We start from the raw sequence: 17,028 nt of genomic DNA on the forward strand, positions 1-17,028 counted from the left end.
CCGCGCGCGTGAGCGTGGACTCGCGCGCTGCCGCCGAGTTCTGCCGTTCGGGTCCGCGAGTGGCGCGGTCGTGGGCAGTCCCCTCAGGTCAGCGCTTCCGTCAGTTCGTCCACCCCGGCGGCCATCAGCTCGGCGAGGTCGGCGCGCGGGTCGCGCAGCCACTGCTCGTACGCGGCAAGCGCGACGCCCAGCGCGGTGTAGGCCACGGTCTGCGGGGCGAGCGCCGACGCGGGCACCCCGAGGCGTCCCCCGACGAACTCCGCGATCACCTGCCGCCAGTCCGCGTAGCGCAGCGTCGAGTGCGCCTGCAGCGCCGGCGTGGTCAGGATCAGCTCCATCCGCTGCCGGTGCCACACCGCCTCGGACGGGTCCACCCGGTTGAAGTCCACCAGCGCCTCCCGCAGCACGCCGGGCAGCGGGCGGTCCGGCGGGTACGACGCGAGGCGCTTGCGCATCTTGTCCAGCTGGCCATCGAAGTCGCCCCAGGCGATGTCGTTCTTCGACGGGAAGTAGCGGAAGAACGTGCGCCGCCCGATGCCGGCTGCCTTCGCGATGTCGTCGATCGTCGTGCGGTCGAACCCGCGGCTGGCGAACAGTTCGAACGCCACGTGCTCGACCTCCGCCCGCGACGTGATCGGCTTGCGTCCCGCCCGGGGCGCCGGATCCGCCTTTTCGGTCATCCCTCTTCCATTCGGCACTCGGTGCCATTATTGTCCGAGAAGCGCGGCCGCACCGGAGCGGCCCATCGCCGAAGGGAGCATCCCATGTCCGAGGCCAAGAGCGTCGCCCCCGCCGTGGAAGACTCGCTCGTCGAGGAGGACCTGCTCGTGGAAGAGGTCTCTATCGACGGCATGTGCGGCGTCTACTGACCGTGTTCGATCCGGACCAGGCCTACCGGTGCTCCCCGCGGGTCGCGTTGCGACCGGAACCGTTCGGGGCGCTCGCCTACGACTTCGGCACCCGGAGGCTTTCGTTCCTGAAGACGAAGATCCTGGTCGAGGTGGTGCGCACGCTCGGGGACCAGCCCGACGTGCACACCACCCTCGACGCCGCCGGCGTCCCCGGCGACCAGCGCCCGGCCTACCTGAAGGCGCTGGCCGGACTCGCCGAGAACGGCACGATCGAACCGCGCTGAACCACTGAGAAGGGCGTGCGATGAAGCTCGTCGAACACTTCAAGCAGGGGCTGAACTCGCCCATCTGCCTGACCTGGGAACTGACCTACGCCTGCAACCTCTCGTGCGTGCACTGCCTGTCCTCGTCGGGCCGCCGCGACCCGCGGGAGCTGAGCACCGCGGAGTGCAAGGCCGTCATCGACGAGCTGCAGCGCATGCAGGTCTTCTACGTCAACATCGGCGGTGGCGAGCCCACCGTCCGCGCCGACTTCTGGGAGCTCGTCGAGTACGCCGTGGACCACCAGGTGGGCGTCAAGTTCTCCACCAACGGCGTCAAGCTCACCCCGGAGCGGGCGCGGTGGCTCGCCGCCACCGACTACGTGGACGTGCAGATCTCCTTGGACGGCGCCACCGCCGAGGTCAACGACTACGTCCGCGGCCCGGGTTCCTACGACACCGCGATGCGGGCGATGCGGAACCTGAAGGACGCCGGATTCCGCGACTTCAAGCTCTCCGTCGTGATGACCCGGCACAACGTCGGCCAGCTCGACGAGTTCAAGGCCATCGCCGACACCTACGGCGCCCAGCTGCGCATCACGCGGCTGCGCCCGTCCGGCCGCGGCGCGGACACCTGGGACGAGCTGCACCCGACGGCCGAGCAGCAGCTGCAGCTCTACGACTGGCTGATCGCCAACGGCGAGAAGGTCCTCACCGGCGACTCGTTCTTCCACCTCAACGCGCTCGGTTCGGACCCGCTGCCCGGCCTGAACCTCTGCGGCGCGGGCCGGGTGGTGTGCCTGATCGACCCGGTCGGCGACGTCTACGCCTGCCCGTTCGCGATCCACGAGGAGTTCCTCGCAGGCAACGTCCGCGACGAGGGCGGGTTCGCGGGCGTGTGGAACACCTCCGAGCTGTTCGAGCGCCTGCGCGGCCCGCAGACCGGCGGCGCGTGCACGTCGTGTTCGGCCTACGACGCCTGCCAGGGCGGGTGCATGGCGGCGAAGTTCTTCACCGGCCTGCCGCTGGACGGTCCCGATCCGGAATGCGTGAAGGGGCACGGGGAACTGGCGCTGGCCGGGGTCAGCGGGGCGCCGCGGTCGCACATCGACCACTCGCACCGCAAGACCCGCCAGAGCCGCAAGGCGAGCAAGGTGCCGGTCAGCATCGGGTTCGGCCCGCCCGAGGGCGGCGCCCGGCCGGACCGGGCCTGCGACACCAGCCCGCTCGCGGGGTTCCAGCCAGGACGATGACCAGGCTCGCCGGCCCCGTCCGGGTCGGCGGCCGCACCGCCCCCAGCCGGGTCCTCTTCGGTCCGCACGAAACCAACCTGGCTCGGGGGCGGGCGCTCGCCGACCGGCACGTCGCCTACTACCGGCGGCGAGCCGAGGGCGGCGCCGGGATCGTCGTCACCGAGACGGCGAGCGTGCACCCCTCCGACTGGCCGTACGAGCGCGCGCCGCTGGCCGCGGAATGCGGTCCGGGGTGGACGTCCATCGTGGACGCCTGCCGTCCACACGGGACGCTCGTGGTCGCGTCGCTCGGGCACGTCGGCGGGCAGGGTTCGTCGGCCTACCACCAGTCGGCGTTGTGGGCGCCGTCGCGGGTGCCGGATCCGGTGAGCCGCGAGCTGCCGATGGAGGTGGACGGCCCGGAGATCGCGGAGCTGATCGCCGGGTTCCGCGCCGCCGCCGCGCTCGCTGCCAAGTCCGGTGTGGACGGTGTGGAGATCGACGCCGGGCAGTACTCGCTGCTGCGGCAGTTCTGTTCCGGGCTGACCAACCGGCGCACGGACGCCTACGGGGACCGGGGACTGCTGCTGCGTGAGGTCGTCGCGGCGGTCCGGGGGGCGATCGGGGACCGCATCCTCGGGCTGCGCCTGGCGTGCGACGAAGGGGCGCCGTGGGGCGGGATCACGCCGGAGACCGCGCCCGTGCCCGGCGGGATCGACTACCTGGTGCCGGTGCGGGGTTCGGCGTTCGCCGACTCCCGGCCGGACGCACGCACCGAACCGGGCTTCAACGTCGATCTGTGCCGGGCGTTCTCCGGGCGCGCCTTGACGGTGTTGCAGGGCAGTGTGGTGGATCCTGAGCTCGCGGAGCGGGCACTGGACTTCGCCGGGCTGGTCGAGATGACCCGCGCGCAGATCGCCGATCCGGACCTGGTGCGTCATGTGCGGGCCGGGACGCGGCCGCGGCCGTGTGTGCTGTGCAACCAGAAGTGCCGGGTGCGGGACCCGCGGAACCCGCTGGTCAGCTGCATCGGCGAGCCACGCAGCGGGCACGAGACCGAGGATCCGCTGCCGCGCCCGGGCGCCGGGGAGGTGCTGGTGGCCGGCGGTGGCCCGGCCGGGCTGGAAGCCGCGCGGGTGCTCGCCCTGCGGGGTTTCGACGTCGAGCTGACCGAGCGCGACGACCGGCTCGGCGGGATGGCGCGTGTCGCGGCGCGGCTGCCCGGGCGGGATCGGCTGGGGCGGCTCGCGGACTGGCTGGAGGCCGAGGTCCGGCGGCTGGGCGTGCGGATCTCGACCGGGGTGGAGACCGTCGCGGCGGACGGGCGGCCGGTGGTCGTGGCGACCGGCAGCAGGCCCGGCCCGCGGGACTACTGCGTCGAGGGCGGCCGGGTGCTCGACGTGGCCGCGGTCTTGGGCGGCGCGGAGCTGCCGGACGGGCCGGTCGTGGTGCACGACCCGCTCGGCGACTGGACCGGCGCGGCAGTCGCGGAGCTGCTGGCCGCCGGACGCGCGGTGACGATCGTCAGCCCTGATCCGGTGATCGCGACCCAGGTCCGGGACGTCGCCGCGGTGAACGCGCGCCTGCAGCGGGCCGGGGTGGAGCTGGCGAAGCGGTCGCGCCTGCGGGTGGCGCGGCGGGACCACGTGGTGGCGGAGGACGTGCTCACCGGGGAGTGCCGGGAGCTGTCGTGCGCGGTGCTGATCCACTGTGGACATCGGCTCCCGGATGCCGCGCTGCCGGGGGTCGCGGTCGGGGATGCGGTGGCGCCCCGGACGATTCATGAGGCCGTTCTGGACGGTCGTCGCGCGGCGGTGGCGTTGTGAGCCTGCTGTTCGAACCGTTGCGGCTGGGGCCGGTCGAGGTGCGCAACCGGATCGTGTTCGCCGCCCACCTGACCAACTACGCCACCGGCAACCTGCCCACCGAGCAGCACGCGGCCTACTACGCAGCGCGGGCGGCGGGCGGCGCCGGGCTGATCATCTCCGAGGAGCACGTCGTGCACCCCTCGGACTGGCCCTACGAGAAGGTGATCCACGGGTACCAGCCCGAGGTCGTGCCCGGCTACCGCCGCATCACCGCCGCCGTGCACGCGCACGGCGTGCCGATCTTCGCGCAGCTCAACCACAACGGCGGGCAGGCGTCGTCGATGTACTCGCGGCGGGCGGTGTGGGCGCCGTCCCCGGTGCCGGACCCGCTGTTCCGCGAGGTGCCCAAGGCGATGACCCTCGCGGAGATCGCCGAGGTGGTCGCCGGGTACGGGCGCGTCGCGCGGCACTGCGCCGAAGGCGGCTTCGACGGCGTGGAGATCCAGTGCTCCCAGTCGTCGTTGCTGCGCGGGTTCCTGGCGCCCGCGGCGAACCTGCGGACCGACGACTACGGCGGCCCGCTGCCCAACCGCGCGCGGTTCCTGCGGGAGGTCGTCGCGGAGGTGCGGGCGGCGATCGGGCCCGACCGGGCGCTGGGGGTGCGGCTCTCCGGCGACGACCTGGTCGAGGGCGGCATCACGCCGGCCGAGGCGGCCGAGGTGGCGCGGATGATCTCGCCGGACATCGACTACCTGAACACCTCGATCGGGGTCGCGACCTCGACGCTGTACATGGTCGAACCGTCGATGGCGGTCCCGCGCGGGTACGCGCTGCCGGTGTCCGAAGCGTTGCGGCGCGCGGTGTCCGTGCCGGTCGTGGGCATCGGACGGATCAAGTCGCCGGAGGAGGCCGAGCGGGCGCTGGCCGAGGGGCGGTGCGACCTCGTCGGTGTGGTGCGCGGGCAGATCGCCGACCCGTCGTTCGCGGCGAAGGCGCGGGCCGGGCGTGAGGTGCGGACCTGCCTGTCCTGCAACCAGGAGTGCGTCGGGCGGATGGGTCTCAACCGGTGGCTCGGGTGCGTGGAGAACCCGCGCGCCGGACGGGAAGCGGTGCCGCTGCCGCCGCCCGGGCCGCGCCCCAAGCGGGTGCTGGTCGTCGGCGCGGGCCCGGCCGGGCTGCAGGCGGCAGCGACGGCGGCCGGGCGGGGACACCGGGTCACGGTGTTCGAGCGCGGCGAGGTCGGCGGGCAGATCGCGCTGGCCGCGACCGCGCCAGGCCGGGGCGAGCTCGGTGACCTGGTGCGCAACCTGCTGACCGAGTGCCGTCAGACCGGTGTCGACTTGGCGACCGGTGTCGCGGTGACGGCTTCGTTCCTGCTGGACGAGGCGCCGGACGCCGTGGTGCTGGCGACGGGCGCCCGGCCGGTGCTGCCGGAGTGGGCGGTCCCGCCGCGGGTGGTGCACGCGCGGGAGGTGCTGGGCGGTGTCTCGCCGTCCGGCGCGGTGGTGGTGATCGACGAGGTCGGCTTCCACCCGGCGACGTCGGTGGCGGAGCTGCTGGCGCGGCGGGGCTGCCGGGTGACGTTGTCGACGCCCGGGATGGTCGTCGGGCAGGACCTGGGGCTGACCCTGGACCGGGAGCTGTTCGGGCGGCGGGCGCACGAGCTCGGGATCGCCGAGCGGACGGACGAGATGGTGCTCGGCGCCGCGGCGACGGAGGATGGGGGCGTGGCGTTGCGGATGTTGAAGCACACGACCGGCGAGACCACGGAGGTCCGCTGCGACTGGGTGGTGTGCGCGACGCACCAGGAGCCGGAGGACGAGTTGTGGCACGCGCTGCGGGAGGCGCCGTTCCCGGTGCTGCGCGCGGGGGATTGCGTGACCCCGCGGCGCGCGCACGCTGCGGTGGTGGAGGGGCATCGAGCGGGGGTGTCGTTGTGAGCGACGCGGCTGGACGCGGGGCAGCGGCCGGGCGATCGGTCACCCCGCCCCCGGCGGGACCATGGCAGCTGCCGGTCGGGAGTCCCGCGACCGCTCGCTGCGGCACCGGGTGGGTGATGGGTTTGCCGCTGGTGGTTGCGCTCCCGCGGATGGGCGGTGTGCGAGCGGGCGGTGGCGGGAGCTGGTTGGCGAGTCGCGTGGCCGCCCGCGGCCAAGTTGTCACCGGGTGGGTGGTGTCGTCGTGAGCGGGCAGCTGGCACGCTCCGCTCGTGGAGATGATCACGTGACCCCGCGCGTCGCCGTGGTGACGGGGGCCGGGCGGGGCATCGGGGCGGCCGTGGTGCACCGGCTCGCTGGGGAGGGGTGGCGCGTCGTCGCCGTGGACGTCGCCGCGGATTCCCCGGGGCCGGGTTATCCGCTGGCGCGGCGGGAGCAGCTCGCCGAGGTCGCCGCGAAGTGGCCGGGCCAGGTGCTCGACTTCGTGGCCGACGTGCGGGACCAGCAGGCCCTCGACGAGGCCGTCGCCATCGCCGAGCGCGAGTTCGGTGGGCTGGACGCCGCTGTCGCCGCAGCGGCGGTCATGGCGGGCGGGCGGCCGCTCTGGGAGACCACCGATTCCGAGTGGGAATCGTTGTTCGGCGCCGGCGTGGACGGCGTCTTCCACCTCGCTCGCGCCGCGGTGCCCGCCCTGCTGCGCCGCCCGCAGCCGCGCACCGGGCGGTTCGTCGCCCTCGCCTCGGCCGCGGCGCACACCGGGCTCTGGCGGCTGGCCGGCTACAACGCCGCCAAGCACGCGGTCGTCGGGCTGATCCGCGGCCTCGCGACGGACCTGCGCGGCACCGGCGTCACCGCGACGGCCGTCTCACCCGGCTCCACCCGCACCCCGATGCTGCAGGCCACCGCGGAGCTCTACGACCTGGACGACGTCGAGGAGTTCGCCCAGCACCAGCTCACCGAGCGCCTGCTCGAACCCGAGGAGGTGGCGGCCGCGGTCTGCTGGCTGTGCGGCCCGGACGCGAGCGCTGTCACCGGCACCGTCGTCCACGCGGACGGAGGCTTCACAGCATGACCGTGCTGCGCCTGGACCCCTCCACCAAGGCCGTCGCCGGCGGGCGCGTCCTCGTCGGCGGCTCGCCCCTGCGGATCATCAAGCTGTCCGCCAACGGGGCGCGCCTGTTCGCCCAGTGGGCAAGCGGCACACCCGTCGGCGACAAGCCCCACCACCGCCGCCTGGCGGAAAAGCTCACCCTCGCCGGGATGGTCCACCCCACCCACCCCGACTCGAAGCTGACGCCGCAGGACGTCACCGTCGTGGTCCCGGTCCGCGACCACGCCGACCGCCTGGCCGGGCTCCTGCCCCGCCTGACCGACGTGCGCGAGACGCTCGTCGTCGACGACGGGTCGGCGGTGCCCGTGCCGCACGCCGTCGACCGGCACCCCGTCGCCCGCGGACCGGCCGCCGCCCGCAACACCGGCTGGCGCAAGGTGACCACCGAGCTGGTCGCCTTCCTCGACGCCGACACCCGCCCCGAACCGGGCTGGCTCGGGCCGCTGCTGGCGCAGTTCGAGGACCCCGCCGTGGTGGCCGTCGCGCCGCGGGTGCGCAGCGCGCCCGGCGACGGCACGCTCTCCCGGTACGAACGGCTGCGGTCCTCTTTGGACATGGGCACCACCCCGGCGCAGGTCCGGCCGCGCGGCCGCATCACCTACCTGCCCACCGCCGCGCTCGTCGTGCGAACCTCGGCGCTGCAGGCGATCCACGGCTTCGACGAGGACCTGCGGTTCGGCGAGGACGTCGACCTGATCTGGCGCCTCGTCGACGCCGGCGGCTCGGTGCGGTACGAGCCGGAGTCCGAAGTGGTGCACGAACCACGCACGACGTGGCGCGCCTGGCTGAAGCAGCGGTACAGCTACGGCACCTCCGCCGCGCCGCTCGCGAAACGCCACGGGCGGCAGGCGCTCGCGCCGGTCCGGGTGTCCGGCTGGACCGCGCTGGCCTGGCTCGCCGTGGCCGCCGGACGGCCGAAGACCGGTGTGGCGATCGCGCTCGGCACCGCGGCCCTGTTGCCACGCAAGCTGAAACCCCTTGACGTCCCGGCGAAAGAGGCGCTCGGCATCGCGCTGCGCGGGCACGTCGCGGCGGGCCGGTTCCTGGCCGACGCGCTCACCGGCGCGTGGGGCCCGGCCGCGGTCCCGGTGCTGGCGCTGTCCCGGCGCGGCCGCCGCGTGCTGGCGCTGGCCTATGCCCGGCACCTCGCAGACTGGGCCCGCACCCGGCCGGACATCGACCCGCTGCGGTGGCTGCTGGCGCGTGCCGCGGACGATTTCGCTTACGGCACCGGGGTTTGGCGTGGCTGCCTGCGCGAGGAGGAACCGGGTCCGCTGATCCCCGACCTCTCAAATTGGCCCACCCGTCGCCCACCACCACCCTCAACGGAGCCGCTGCGCGGCACTGCCTCGATCCGGAAAAGGTCGTGAACCTCGCCGACCTCGCCTGGCCCGAACTCGGCGAGCGCCGCCTGCTGGCCGTGCCGCTCGGCGCCACCGAGCAGCACGGCCCGCACCTGCCGTACACGGTGGACACCGAAATCGCCGTCGAGTTGTGCCGCCGCCTCGCCGAGGCTCGTCCGGAGGTGGTCGTCGCGCCCCCGCTGCCCTACGGCTCCAGCGGGGAGCACGCCGGTTTTCCCGGCACGCTGTCGATCGGTCAGGAAGTCACGGAACTCCTCGTGGTCGAGCTGGTGCGCTCCGCCGACGCGTTCGCCGGGGTGCTGCTGGTGTGCGCGCACGGCGGCAACGCGGCCCCGCTGCGCCGGGCGGTCGCGAAACTGCGTTACGAGGGCCGGAACGTGCGCGCCTGGTGCCCGGACGGTCCGGCCGACGACACGCACGCCGGACGGCTGGAGACCTCGGTGATGCTCGCGCTGCGGCCGGAAGCCGTGCGGGTGGACCGGTTCGAGGCCGGCGCGACGCGGCCGTTGCCCGAGCTGATCGGCCGGTTGCGTGACGAAGGTGTGCGCGGGGTGAGCCCGAACGGGGTGCTGGGTGACCCCGCGGGGGCGACCGCGGAAGCGGGGCGCGCCACCCTCCGTCGATGGGCGGACGCTCTACTTGAAGCTGCCGCGGCGGTGGCCAAAGATGGCATCATGTAGCAGTCCGTGCATGAGACCCCTGTCACAAAGAGGTGATCGGTGTGAAGACCAAGGCCGCTGTCCTGCACTCCGCGGGCAAGCCGTTCGAGATCGAGGAACTCGAGCTCGACGGTCCCCGCGACGGTGAGGTCCTGATCAAGTACACGGCCGCCGGGCTGTGCCACTCGGACCTGCACCTGATCGACAACGACCTCGTGCCGCGGTTCCCGATCGTGGGCGGGCACGAGGGCGCGGGCATCATCGAAGACGTCGGGCCGGGCGTCACCAAGGTCAAGCCCGGTGACCACGTGGTCTGCTCGTTCATCCCGAACTGCGGCACGTGCCGCTACTGCGCCACCGGCCGGTCGAACCTGTGCGACATGGGCGCCACGATCCTCGACGGGCACATGCCCGACGGCAGCTTCCGCTTCCACCGCGGCGGCACCGACTACGGCGCCATGTGCATGCTCGGCACGTTCTCCGAGCGCGCCACGATCTCCCAGCACTCCGTGGTCAAGGTGGACGACTGGCTGCCGCTGGAGACCGCGGTGCTGGTGGGCTGCGGTGTGCCGACCGGGTGGGCGACGGCCAACTACGCCGGCGGCGTGCGCGCGGGCGACACGTGCGTCGTGTACGGCATCGGCGGGATCGGCATCAACGCGGTCCAGGGCGCGGCGCACGCGGGCGCGGCGAACGTGATCGCGGTCGACCCGGTCGCGTTCAAGCGCGAGAAGGCGCTGGAATTGGGCGCCACGCACGCGTTCGCCTCGGCGGACGAGGCCGCGGCGAAGGTGGCGGAGCTGACCTGGGGCCAGATGGCCGACCAGGCGCTGATCACCGTCGGCACGGTGGACGAGCAGGTCGTGACCGACGCGTTCAACGTGATCGGCAAGGGCGGCACGGTCGTCATCACCGGCCTGGCCAACCCGGAGAAGCTGACGGTGCACCTGTCCGGCGGCGTGATGACCCTGTTCGAGAAGACGGTCAAGGGCACGCTGTTCGGATCGGCCAACCCGCAGTACGACATCGTCCGCCTGCTGCGCCTCTACCAGGCCGGGCACGTGAAGCTCGACGAGCTGGTGACCAAGCGGTACTCGCTCGAAGAGGTCAACGAGGGCTACCAGGACCTGCGCGACGGCAAGAACATCCGTGGCGTGATCATGCACTCGGCGGACTGATCGAGCACCCGTGAGGGCGGGGCTGCCCGCCCTCACGGGTCGATCAGCGGCTGGAACGCCGCGCGCACGTCGGCGTCCGACGGCGTCACGTACACCTGGCTCGGCGGGATGTCCACGGCCAGGTCGACGTAGGTGGTGTAGTGCAGCACCGGCGGGCAGGACGCGCCGCCGATCTCCACGCGGGTGTCGGTGACCAGCCGCCCCGTCTTCACCTCGTACACGCGCACCGGGATCGCGATCTTCCGGAAGGACACGTCCTGGTAGCCGTACAGGCTCAGGCCCGACTCGTAGGGACACGACCGGACTTCGGCGCCGTAGTCCGTGGTGCCCGCGCAGATCACCGCCACCGCGTCGGCCGGGCCGCCCGCCCGCCACTCCGCCGGGAACCGGCCGAGGTGCTCGTCGTCGCCGAAGATCAGCGCCCGGTTCGGCCCGTCCCCGTAGGGTGCCGCGCCGCTGTAGGGCGCCGGGTGGTCGCAGTACTCCGGTTCCGCGCCCGGGTAGGAGACCTCCAGGAGGTCACGCACGTTCGCCAGCTCGATCGCCTGGGTCGCCCTGGTCACGCCGTCGCCGGCGCGCGCGGTGAGTTCGTGGCCGGGGTACTGGTCGAGGATCTGCTGGTACCGGTCGCGGGCGCGGGGCCAGTCGTCCGCCGCCATCAGCCGGTCCGCGCACCCGGCGAGCGCGGCGGGCGCGACCCGCGGCACCACGCCGGCGGCGTGGTCCAGCACCGGGCCGCGCGCGCCCTGCCGGAGCCAGTCGGTGATCGCGGCGGTGCCGCACGGGTCGGGGACGGGCAGCCGGCCGGTGAAGCGGTCCAGCACTTCCCGGATCCGCTGGTCCTGGCCGGGGATCGCGCGCACGTCGGCCAGTGTCGCGAACGCGCGCTCCAGGTTCGCGGGGTCGCCGCCGAGGGCCTTGCCGAGCTGCGCTTCGGCCGCCAGCAGCAGACGGCAGGCGCGGACGGTGTCGCCGGTTCGCGCGGTCAGCGGCGCGTCGGCCACCGCGTGCCCCGCCCACAGCCCGTCCAGCGCGGCCAGCACCCCTGGGCAGTCGCCGCGGCCGTGGGCTTCGATGGCGTCACCCTCGATGCGGGCGGCGTCGAAGCGCAGCAGTCCGACGGCCAGCAGCACCGGGAGCGCGACGGCGAGACCGGTCAGCCGTTGCCTGCCGGCGCGCGCCGGGCGCTCGGTGCGCCGGGCCAGGTGCCAGCCGTGCGCGGCCAGAGCCGCCCACCAGACGAGCACGACGATCTCGAACCACAGCGTCCGCACCGCCAGGGCGAGCACCGCGACCAGCGCGATCGTGACCAGTCCGGTGAGGACCGCGAGCCGCCGCCGACCGAGCAGCAGGTAGCCGGCGCCGAGCAGCGAGGCGTTGCCGAGCGCCGCGGCCAGTGGGTCGGCGGCCTTCGTGTGGGGCTGGACCATGATCGTCAGTGTCGGGGCGTGAACCGGCCGCCGGGGCTGCCGCGGCATCAACCTGCCAGCCGCCCGATTGATCGACTGTCGCGATCAGTGCGCCGTCCGGCCCAACCAGATACGACGTTTGGCTGTGTCCGCGTCACAGTTGTGTGGCACGAGACTGTCACCCCGTCACAGAGATGCCCCGGCACGGCTACGGATCGTTGACCACCGCCGAACCCGATTCCTATCGTGACCGCGATCAACGTGGATCTCGGAAGGACACTCTCGATGGCGCATCAACGGCGATCGCCCGCGCCCGGGGACGGTGCTCCGTCCCTGGAACGGCGCCGGTTCCTCGGCTACCTCCTCGCGGCGCCCACCCTCGCGGTGGCGGCGAAGCTCGGTGGTGATCTGGCGTCCCCGGCCCCGGCCGAAGCCGCGATCCCCACCCTCCCCGGCGCCGCCGACATCCTGGACCTCGGCGACGCGCTGACGCTCGCCGCGATGCCGACCTCCAACCTCATCGCGATCCAGCTCAACCGCGACGGCACGGTCTCCTTCGCGGTGCCGCGCGCCGAGGTCGGCCAGGGCATCACCACCACCATCGCGATGCTCATCGCCGAGGAGATGGACCTGCCGTTGAGCAAGGTGGGCGTCAACCTCGCCGACGCCCGCCCCGAGCTGGTCTTCAACCAGCTCACCGGCGGCTCCAACTCGGTGCGCTCGCTCTACACCCCGGTCCGCACCGCGGCCGCCATCGCGCGCGCCCGCCTCCTGGCCACCGCCGCCGAGCAGTGGAAGGTCGACGCCGCCACGCTCACCACCCGCGACGGCGTCATCCGCAGCGCCACCGGCCGCACCGCGACCTACGGCTCGCTCGCCGAGGCCGCCGCCAGCGCCCGCACCGCGGAGACCAGCGCGACGCTGAAGAAGACCTCCGAGTTCCGCATCATCGGCAAGCCCACCGGCCGCATCGACGCGCTCGAGGCGGTCACCGGGCGCAAGCAGTTCACCATGGACCTCCAGGTCCCGAACGCCAAGCCGACGATGGTCTGCCGCCCGCCGACGATCAACGGCACCGTCAAGGCCGTCCGCAATCTGGCGGAGGTGAAGGCGATGCCGGGCGTCACCGACGTCGCCACCGTCTCCACCGGTGTCGCCGTGCGGGCCGAGACCTTCGGCCAGTGCATCGACGCGATCCGGGCGCTCAAGGTGGACTGGGGACCGGGCACAGTGGACGGTGAGACGGACGCCTCGGTCGAGCGGAAGCTGCGTGCCGCCGCGCTGCCGATGACCGTGCCGCCGGTGCTGACCCAGTCGATCGACGCCGAGTTCGTGTTCGCCTTCGCCAGCAACAGCGCGTTGGAGACCAACTGCGCCATCGCCGACGTGCGCGCCGACCGCGCCGAGATCTGGTCCGGTCTCAAGTCGCCGATCACCACGCAGGAGCAGATCGCGCTCAAGCTCGGCCTGCCGATCCCGGCGGTCAAGGTGCACGTCGTCACCGGCGGCGGTTCCTTCGGCCGCAAGCTGTTCGGCGACGCTGCGCTCGAAGCGGCGGAGATCTCGAAGAAGATGGGCAAGCCGGTCAAGCTCATGTGGCACCGCGCCGACGACGCCCGCCACGGCCGCACGCACCCGATGTGCATCTCCCGCGTCCGGGTCAACCACGCGCTCGGCAACGTCGTCAGCTACGAGCAGCGGCACACCAGCGTCACCACCGACTTCGGCCACGGCCTCGGCGAGATCCTCACCGCCGTCGCCGCGAAGCTCCCGGTCGGCGACATCGGGTTCTCCCAGACGGTGTTCATGCTGTCCACGCAGATGCCGTACAACTTCGGCGCCGCCACGCAACTGCTCAACGAGGTGCCGCTGAAGTTCCACACCTCCAGCATGCGCAACGTCTACTCGCCCAACGTGGTCTGCGCGCGCGAGCTGATCGTCGACCAGCTGGCCGCGAAGATGGGGCAGGACCCGCTGACGTTCCGGCGGAACTTCCTCAAGGACGACCGCATCCGCAAGGTCCTCGACAAGGCCGCCGAGGTCGGCAACTGGGGCCGCAAGATGCCCGCAGGCACCGCGCAGGGCATCGCGCTGCACTACGAGTACAAGAGCGTCAGCGCGGTCCTGATGGAGATCGACTGCCGCCCGGAGACGGTCAACCGCAAGATCCGCAACGGGGTCGCCGGCCCGCGCGTCACCAAGGCCGTCGCGGTCGTGGACGCCGGACTGCCGATCAACCCGAAGGGCCTGGAGGCGCAGACCATCGGCTGCGTCAACGACGGCATCGCCATGGCGCTCACCTCCAGCCTGCACATCGACAACGGCCTGCCGCTGGAAGCGAGCTGGGACAACTACTTCTACACCCGGCAGTGGAACACGCCGCCGGAGATGGAGGTCGTGGTCATGCCCGCGACCACCGGCGAGCCCGGTGGCGCCGGGGAGCTCGCCGTCGCCAGCTCGTTCGCCGCGGCCGCCTGCGCCTACGGCCGCGCGGTGGGGAAGATGCCGACCCGCTTCCCGATCAACCACGGCACGCTGAGCTTCGAGCCGAAGCCGAAGGTGCCGCCGGTGCCCGAATCGCCGGTCGACGGCCTGGCCTACACGTTCTGAGGAGCCTTCGTTGTCCCAACACACATTCCTGGTCAACGGCACGCGGGTCACGGTCGACGCCGACGACAAGGTCCGGTTGCTCTGGGTGCTGCGCGACCTGCTCGGCATCACCGGTCCGAAGTACGGCTGCGGCATCAACGTGTGCAAGGCGTGCACGAGTCACATCAACGGCAAGGCGTTCAACCCGTGCTCGGTGCCGGTGTCGGCGATCGGCCCGGACGACGAGATCACCACGATCGAAGGCCTGGCCGACCCGGCCACCGGTGAGCTGCACCCGATGCAGCAGGCCTGGATCGACCGGGACGTCGCGCAGTGCGGCTACTGCCAGCCGGGCCAGATCATGGCGGCCATCGCCAAGGTCAAGCAGGCCCGCGCCGAGGGACGGGAGATCAGCGACTCCGACTTCGAGGAGATCCGCAACATCTGCCGCTGCGGCACCTACTCCCGCATCCGGGAGGCGGTGAAGTCCGCGGCCAGCCAGATGTGAACCGCACTTGCGGCACCAGAGCCCCGCAACCCGCCGCGGTTGCGGGGCTCTGTCATGCCAATGCGCAACGTTGGACACTTTCGTGTTAGATGTCCACTCGCGAGCCCTCGACGGGGAGGACGGACATCTCATGAGGTACACGGGTGCCGAACCCGCGGTGGCCGGCCTGGCCGGCCGGGCACTGACGCGGTTGCCGGAGATGACCAAGGCGACCTACGAGCAGATCGTCGAGGAGATGGCCGTCTACCGCGAGGAGCGGTTCGTCTCGCACGCCGACCTGTTCGCCTCGTGCCGGGACAACTTGCAGTTCCTCGTCCGCGCACTGGCCGAGCCCGGCGCGCCCGACCTGTCCAAGGCGCGGGCGACCGGGCGCGAGCGCGCGCTGGCGGGGGCGCCGTTGCCGGAGATGCTGCGCGCGTTCCGCATCGGGTTCACCGAGGTGTGGCAGTGCTTCGTCGAGCTGACCGCGCCCGCGCAGGACGTCGCGACCCTGGTCTCGGCGACCACCGCCATCTGGGACCTGATGGACGACTACATCGAGGAGCTCACCTCGACCTACCGCGCGACGGTCGCCGAGATCAGCCGCACCAGGCAGAACCGCAGGCTGGCGCTCGTCGAGGCCCTGTTCACCGGCGGCAGCACGACCGAGGGCACGCTGTGGGACATCGCGCGGATGCTCGACCTGCCGCTGGAGGGCTCGTTCGTCGTCGTCGCCGCGGAAACCCCCGGGCTTGGTCAGGAAGCGCTGCCGCTGATCGAGGTCCGGCTGCGGGAGCGGCACCACGCGTCGGCGTGGCGGCTCACGCCGGAGCTGCAGATCGGGGTCGTGTCGGTGCGCGATCCGGACCAGGTGCTGGAGCTGCTGCGGGAGAACCCGCGCGGCCGGGTCGGGATGAGCCCGGTGTTCACCGGCCTCGGCGACACCGCGCGTGCCCTGCACCTGGCGCGGGTCGCGTTGTCCAGCCTGCCCGCGGGGACGAAGGACGTGGCGCGGTTCCACGAGTCGCCGCTGGCCGGGCTGGTGGCGAGCGACCCGGAGGCGTCGGCGCAGCTGGCCGGCCAGGTGCTGCGGCCGATCCTGGAGCTGCCCGGCGAGGAGAGCAACGTGCTGCTGCTGACGCTGCGCGCCTGGTTCGACTGCGGCGGGTCGACCAAGCAGATCGCCGAGCGGGTCTACTGCCACCCGAACACGGTGCGGCACCGGTTGAAGCGGATCACGGACGTGCTGGGCCGGTCATTGAGCGACCCGTCGGACATCGCGGAACTCGGCACGGCCCTGCGGGCACTCGCCATGTTCGGCGACTCAGCCCGCAGAGCCGTGCGGAGCTAGTCCAGCTCCTTGCCGGTGGCCTTGGTGTACGCCTTGGCGCCGGCGCGGTCGACCGCCGCCTTGACGCCGCCGAAGATCGCTCCCTGCAGCACCGCCGCGAGGAGCACCTCCTTGGTGGAGTAGTCGGACGACGTGGCCTCCGGCGCGTCGTCCTCGCCGGTCGCCGCCTTCCAGGCCTGCTTGAACAGCATCCCGGCGAGCACCCCGCCGAGCGCGCTCACGGCCAGGCTCAGCGGTTTGTACAGCAGTTTCATCCCGTCACCTCTCCACAGTGGACCCGGCTCCACCCGTCCGGGTACCCGGAGTTCCGTTCCGTGACACTTGCACGTTGTGCAGGCGCGGCCAGGGGCGTACTTTGGCGCGATACTTCGCCGGGAGGGTGGCTGGTGGTAAGGGGCAAGGTCGTCCGCTTCGACGACATGCGCGGGTACGGTTTCGTGGCGCCGGAGGGGGGTGGCGAGGACGTCTTCATGCACGTCAACGACCTCGACGTGGACAAACGCCTGATCGCCCCCGGCGTGGTCGTGGAGTTCACGGTCGAGGACGGCGAGCGCGGGCTCAAGGCGTCGGGCATCCGGCTGGTGCGCCAGGCCGGCGACGACGACGGCGAGGACCCGTACGTGACCCGCGACTTCCGCGGCGAGCTGACGGAGGCGCTGCTCACCGGCGTCCCGACGCTCACCGCCGAGGAGGTCCTGCGGGTCCGCCGCGTCGTCCTCGAACTCGTCCACGACCACGGCTGGCTCGGCGGCTAGATGTTTTCCCGCCCGTCGTGCGGGCACACGAACGGGC

The 17,028-nt window shown here is 72.6% G+C and carries 16 protein-coding genes; 13 read left to right on the plus strand and 3 right to left on the minus strand.

Annotation, left to right across the window (positions count from 1 at the left end):
• Positions 1 to 83 precede the first annotated feature (83 nt).
• Positions 84 to 680, minus strand: a complete 597-nt coding sequence (gene mftR, locus L2C96_RS19585) for a mycofactocin system transcriptional regulator MftR (protein WP_237337270.1) — start codon at positions 678 to 680, stop codon at positions 84 to 86.
• Positions 681 to 764: 84 nt separating this feature from the next.
• On the opposite strand from mftR, the gene mftA reads away from it, so the two are divergent.
• The 9 genes from mftA to L2C96_RS19630 all read left to right on the plus strand — a co-directional run bounded on the left by mftA (position 765) and on the right by L2C96_RS19630 (position 10,400).
• Positions 765 to 869 carry a mycofactocin precursor MftA gene (gene mftA / locus L2C96_RS19590; RefSeq protein ID WP_020421040.1) on the plus strand — a complete coding sequence of 35 codons (105 nt, stop codon included), beginning with the start codon at positions 765 to 767 and terminating at the stop codon, positions 867 to 869.
• Entirely contained in the window at positions 854 to 1,135 is a 282-nt protein-coding gene (mftB, locus tag L2C96_RS19595; RefSeq protein ID WP_017983864.1) for a mycofactocin biosynthesis chaperone MftB, read from the plus strand. Before mftA ends, mftB begins: the two co-directional genes overlap by 16 nt.
• Before the next feature lie 20 nt (positions 1,136 to 1,155).
• On the plus strand, positions 1,156 to 2,364 hold the full coding sequence (gene mftC / locus L2C96_RS19600; protein WP_237337271.1) for a mycofactocin radical SAM maturase: 1,209 nt from the start codon (positions 1,156 to 1,158) through the stop codon (positions 2,362 to 2,364).
• Complete coding sequence (locus L2C96_RS19605) at positions 2,361 to 4,169, plus strand: mycofactocin system FadH/OYE family oxidoreductase 1 (protein WP_237337272.1); 1,809 nt, start codon at positions 2,361 to 2,363, stop codon at positions 4,167 to 4,169. The genes mftC and L2C96_RS19605 overlap by 4 nt, the downstream gene beginning before the upstream one ends.
• Positions 4,166 to 6,091, plus strand: a complete 1,926-nt coding sequence (locus tag L2C96_RS19610) for a mycofactocin system FadH/OYE family oxidoreductase 2 (RefSeq protein ID WP_237337273.1) — start codon at positions 4,166 to 4,168, stop codon at positions 6,089 to 6,091. The genes L2C96_RS19605 and L2C96_RS19610 overlap by 4 nt, the downstream gene beginning before the upstream one ends.
• A gap of 283 nt (positions 6,092 to 6,374) precedes the next feature.
• Complete coding sequence (locus L2C96_RS19615) at positions 6,375 to 7,160, plus strand: mycofactocin-coupled SDR family oxidoreductase (protein WP_237337274.1); 786 nt, start codon at positions 6,375 to 6,377, stop codon at positions 7,158 to 7,160.
• Positions 7,157 to 8,569 (plus strand): mycofactocin biosynthesis glycosyltransferase MftF, encoded by a 1,413-nt coding sequence (gene mftF / locus L2C96_RS19620; protein WP_237337275.1) that lies wholly within the window; start codon positions 7,157 to 7,159, stop codon positions 8,567 to 8,569. The genes L2C96_RS19615 and mftF overlap by 4 nt, the downstream gene beginning before the upstream one ends.
• Positions 8,566 to 9,243, plus strand: coding sequence for a mycofactocin biosynthesis peptidyl-dipeptidase MftE (gene mftE / locus L2C96_RS19625; RefSeq protein ID WP_237337276.1), 678 nt, complete (start codon positions 8,566 to 8,568; stop codon positions 9,241 to 9,243). The genes mftF and mftE overlap by 4 nt, the downstream gene beginning before the upstream one ends.
• 41 nt (positions 9,244 to 9,284) lie before the next feature.
• The gene (locus L2C96_RS19630) at positions 9,285 to 10,400 is read left to right on the plus strand and encodes an NDMA-dependent alcohol dehydrogenase (protein ID WP_237337277.1); all 1,116 of its coding nucleotides are present in this window, start codon (positions 9,285 to 9,287) and stop codon (positions 10,398 to 10,400) included.
• 32 nt (positions 10,401 to 10,432) lie between these two features.
• Here the strand turns inward: L2C96_RS19630 and L2C96_RS19635 are convergent, their stop codons facing one another.
• Positions 10,433 to 11,830 carry a hypothetical protein gene (locus L2C96_RS19635; protein WP_237337278.1) on the minus strand — a complete coding sequence of 466 codons (1,398 nt, stop codon included), beginning with the start codon at positions 11,828 to 11,830 and terminating at the stop codon, positions 10,433 to 10,435.
• A 264-nt stretch (positions 11,831 to 12,094) separates the two neighbouring features.
• Between L2C96_RS19635 and L2C96_RS19640 the strand changes: the two genes are divergently transcribed.
• The 3 genes from L2C96_RS19640 (at position 12,095) to L2C96_RS19650 (ending at position 16,236) form a co-directional block, all read left to right on the plus strand.
• Entirely contained in the window at positions 12,095 to 14,419 is a 2,325-nt protein-coding gene (locus tag L2C96_RS19640) for a molybdopterin cofactor-binding domain-containing protein (protein WP_237337279.1), read from the plus strand.
• A 10-nt stretch (positions 14,420 to 14,429) separates the two neighbouring features.
• Entirely contained in the window at positions 14,430 to 14,906 is a 477-nt protein-coding gene (locus tag L2C96_RS19645; protein WP_020421029.1) for a (2Fe-2S)-binding protein, read from the plus strand.
• Positions 14,907 to 15,036: 130 nt separating this feature from the next.
• Positions 15,037 to 16,236, plus strand: coding sequence for a PucR family transcriptional regulator (locus L2C96_RS19650; RefSeq protein WP_237337280.1), 1,200 nt, complete (start codon positions 15,037 to 15,039; stop codon positions 16,234 to 16,236).
• Here the strand turns inward: L2C96_RS19650 and L2C96_RS19655 are convergent.
• Positions 16,233 to 16,490, minus strand: a complete 258-nt coding sequence (locus L2C96_RS19655) for a DUF4235 domain-containing protein (RefSeq protein WP_237337281.1) — start codon at positions 16,488 to 16,490, stop codon at positions 16,233 to 16,235. The genes L2C96_RS19650 and L2C96_RS19655 overlap by 4 nt on opposite strands.
• A 132-nt stretch (positions 16,491 to 16,622) precedes the next feature.
• Here L2C96_RS19655 and L2C96_RS19660 point away from each other — a divergent pair, with 132 nt between their 5' ends.
• A complete protein-coding gene (locus L2C96_RS19660; protein WP_020421026.1) occupies positions 16,623 to 16,991 on the plus strand; it encodes a cold-shock protein in 369 nt (122 codons plus the stop codon).
• Positions 16,992 to 17,028 lie beyond the last annotated feature (37 nt).

The sequence above is a fragment of the Amycolatopsis tucumanensis genome, assembly GCF_021654135.1.
Classification (GTDB): Bacteria; Actinomycetota; Actinomycetes; order Mycobacteriales; family Pseudonocardiaceae; genus Amycolatopsis_E; species Amycolatopsis_E tucumanensis.

What these genes read in the sequence shown, in the direction of transcription:
- L2C96_RS19650 (WP_237337280.1), top strand. Translation starts at nt 15,037, where the DNA reads ATGAGGTACACGGGTGCCGAACCCGCGGTGGCCGGCCTGGCCGGCCGG.
- mftC (WP_237337271.1), top strand. Translation starts at nt 1,156, where the DNA reads ATGAAGCTCGTCGAACACTTCAAGCAGGGGCTGAACTCGCCCATCTGC.
- mftA (WP_020421040.1), top strand. Translation starts at nt 765, where the DNA reads ATGTCCGAGGCCAAGAGCGTCGCCCCCGCCGTGGAAGACTCGCTCGTC.
- L2C96_RS19655 (WP_237337281.1), bottom strand. Translation starts at nt 16,490, where the DNA reads ATGAAACTGCTGTACAAACCGCTGAGCCTGGCCGTGAGCGCGCTCGGC.
- L2C96_RS19640 (WP_237337279.1), top strand. Translation starts at nt 12,095, where the DNA reads ATGGCGCATCAACGGCGATCGCCCGCGCCCGGGGACGGTGCTCCGTCC.
- mftF (WP_237337275.1), top strand. Translation starts at nt 7,157, where the DNA reads ATGACCGTGCTGCGCCTGGACCCCTCCACCAAGGCCGTCGCCGGCGGG.
- mftR (WP_237337270.1), bottom strand. Translation starts at nt 680, where the DNA reads ATGACCGAAAAGGCGGATCCGGCGCCCCGGGCGGGACGCAAGCCGATC.
- L2C96_RS19605 (WP_237337272.1), top strand. Translation starts at nt 2,361, where the DNA reads ATGACCAGGCTCGCCGGCCCCGTCCGGGTCGGCGGCCGCACCGCCCCC.
- L2C96_RS19635 (WP_237337278.1), bottom strand. Translation starts at nt 11,830, where the DNA reads ATGGTCCAGCCCCACACGAAGGCCGCCGACCCACTGGCCGCGGCGCTC.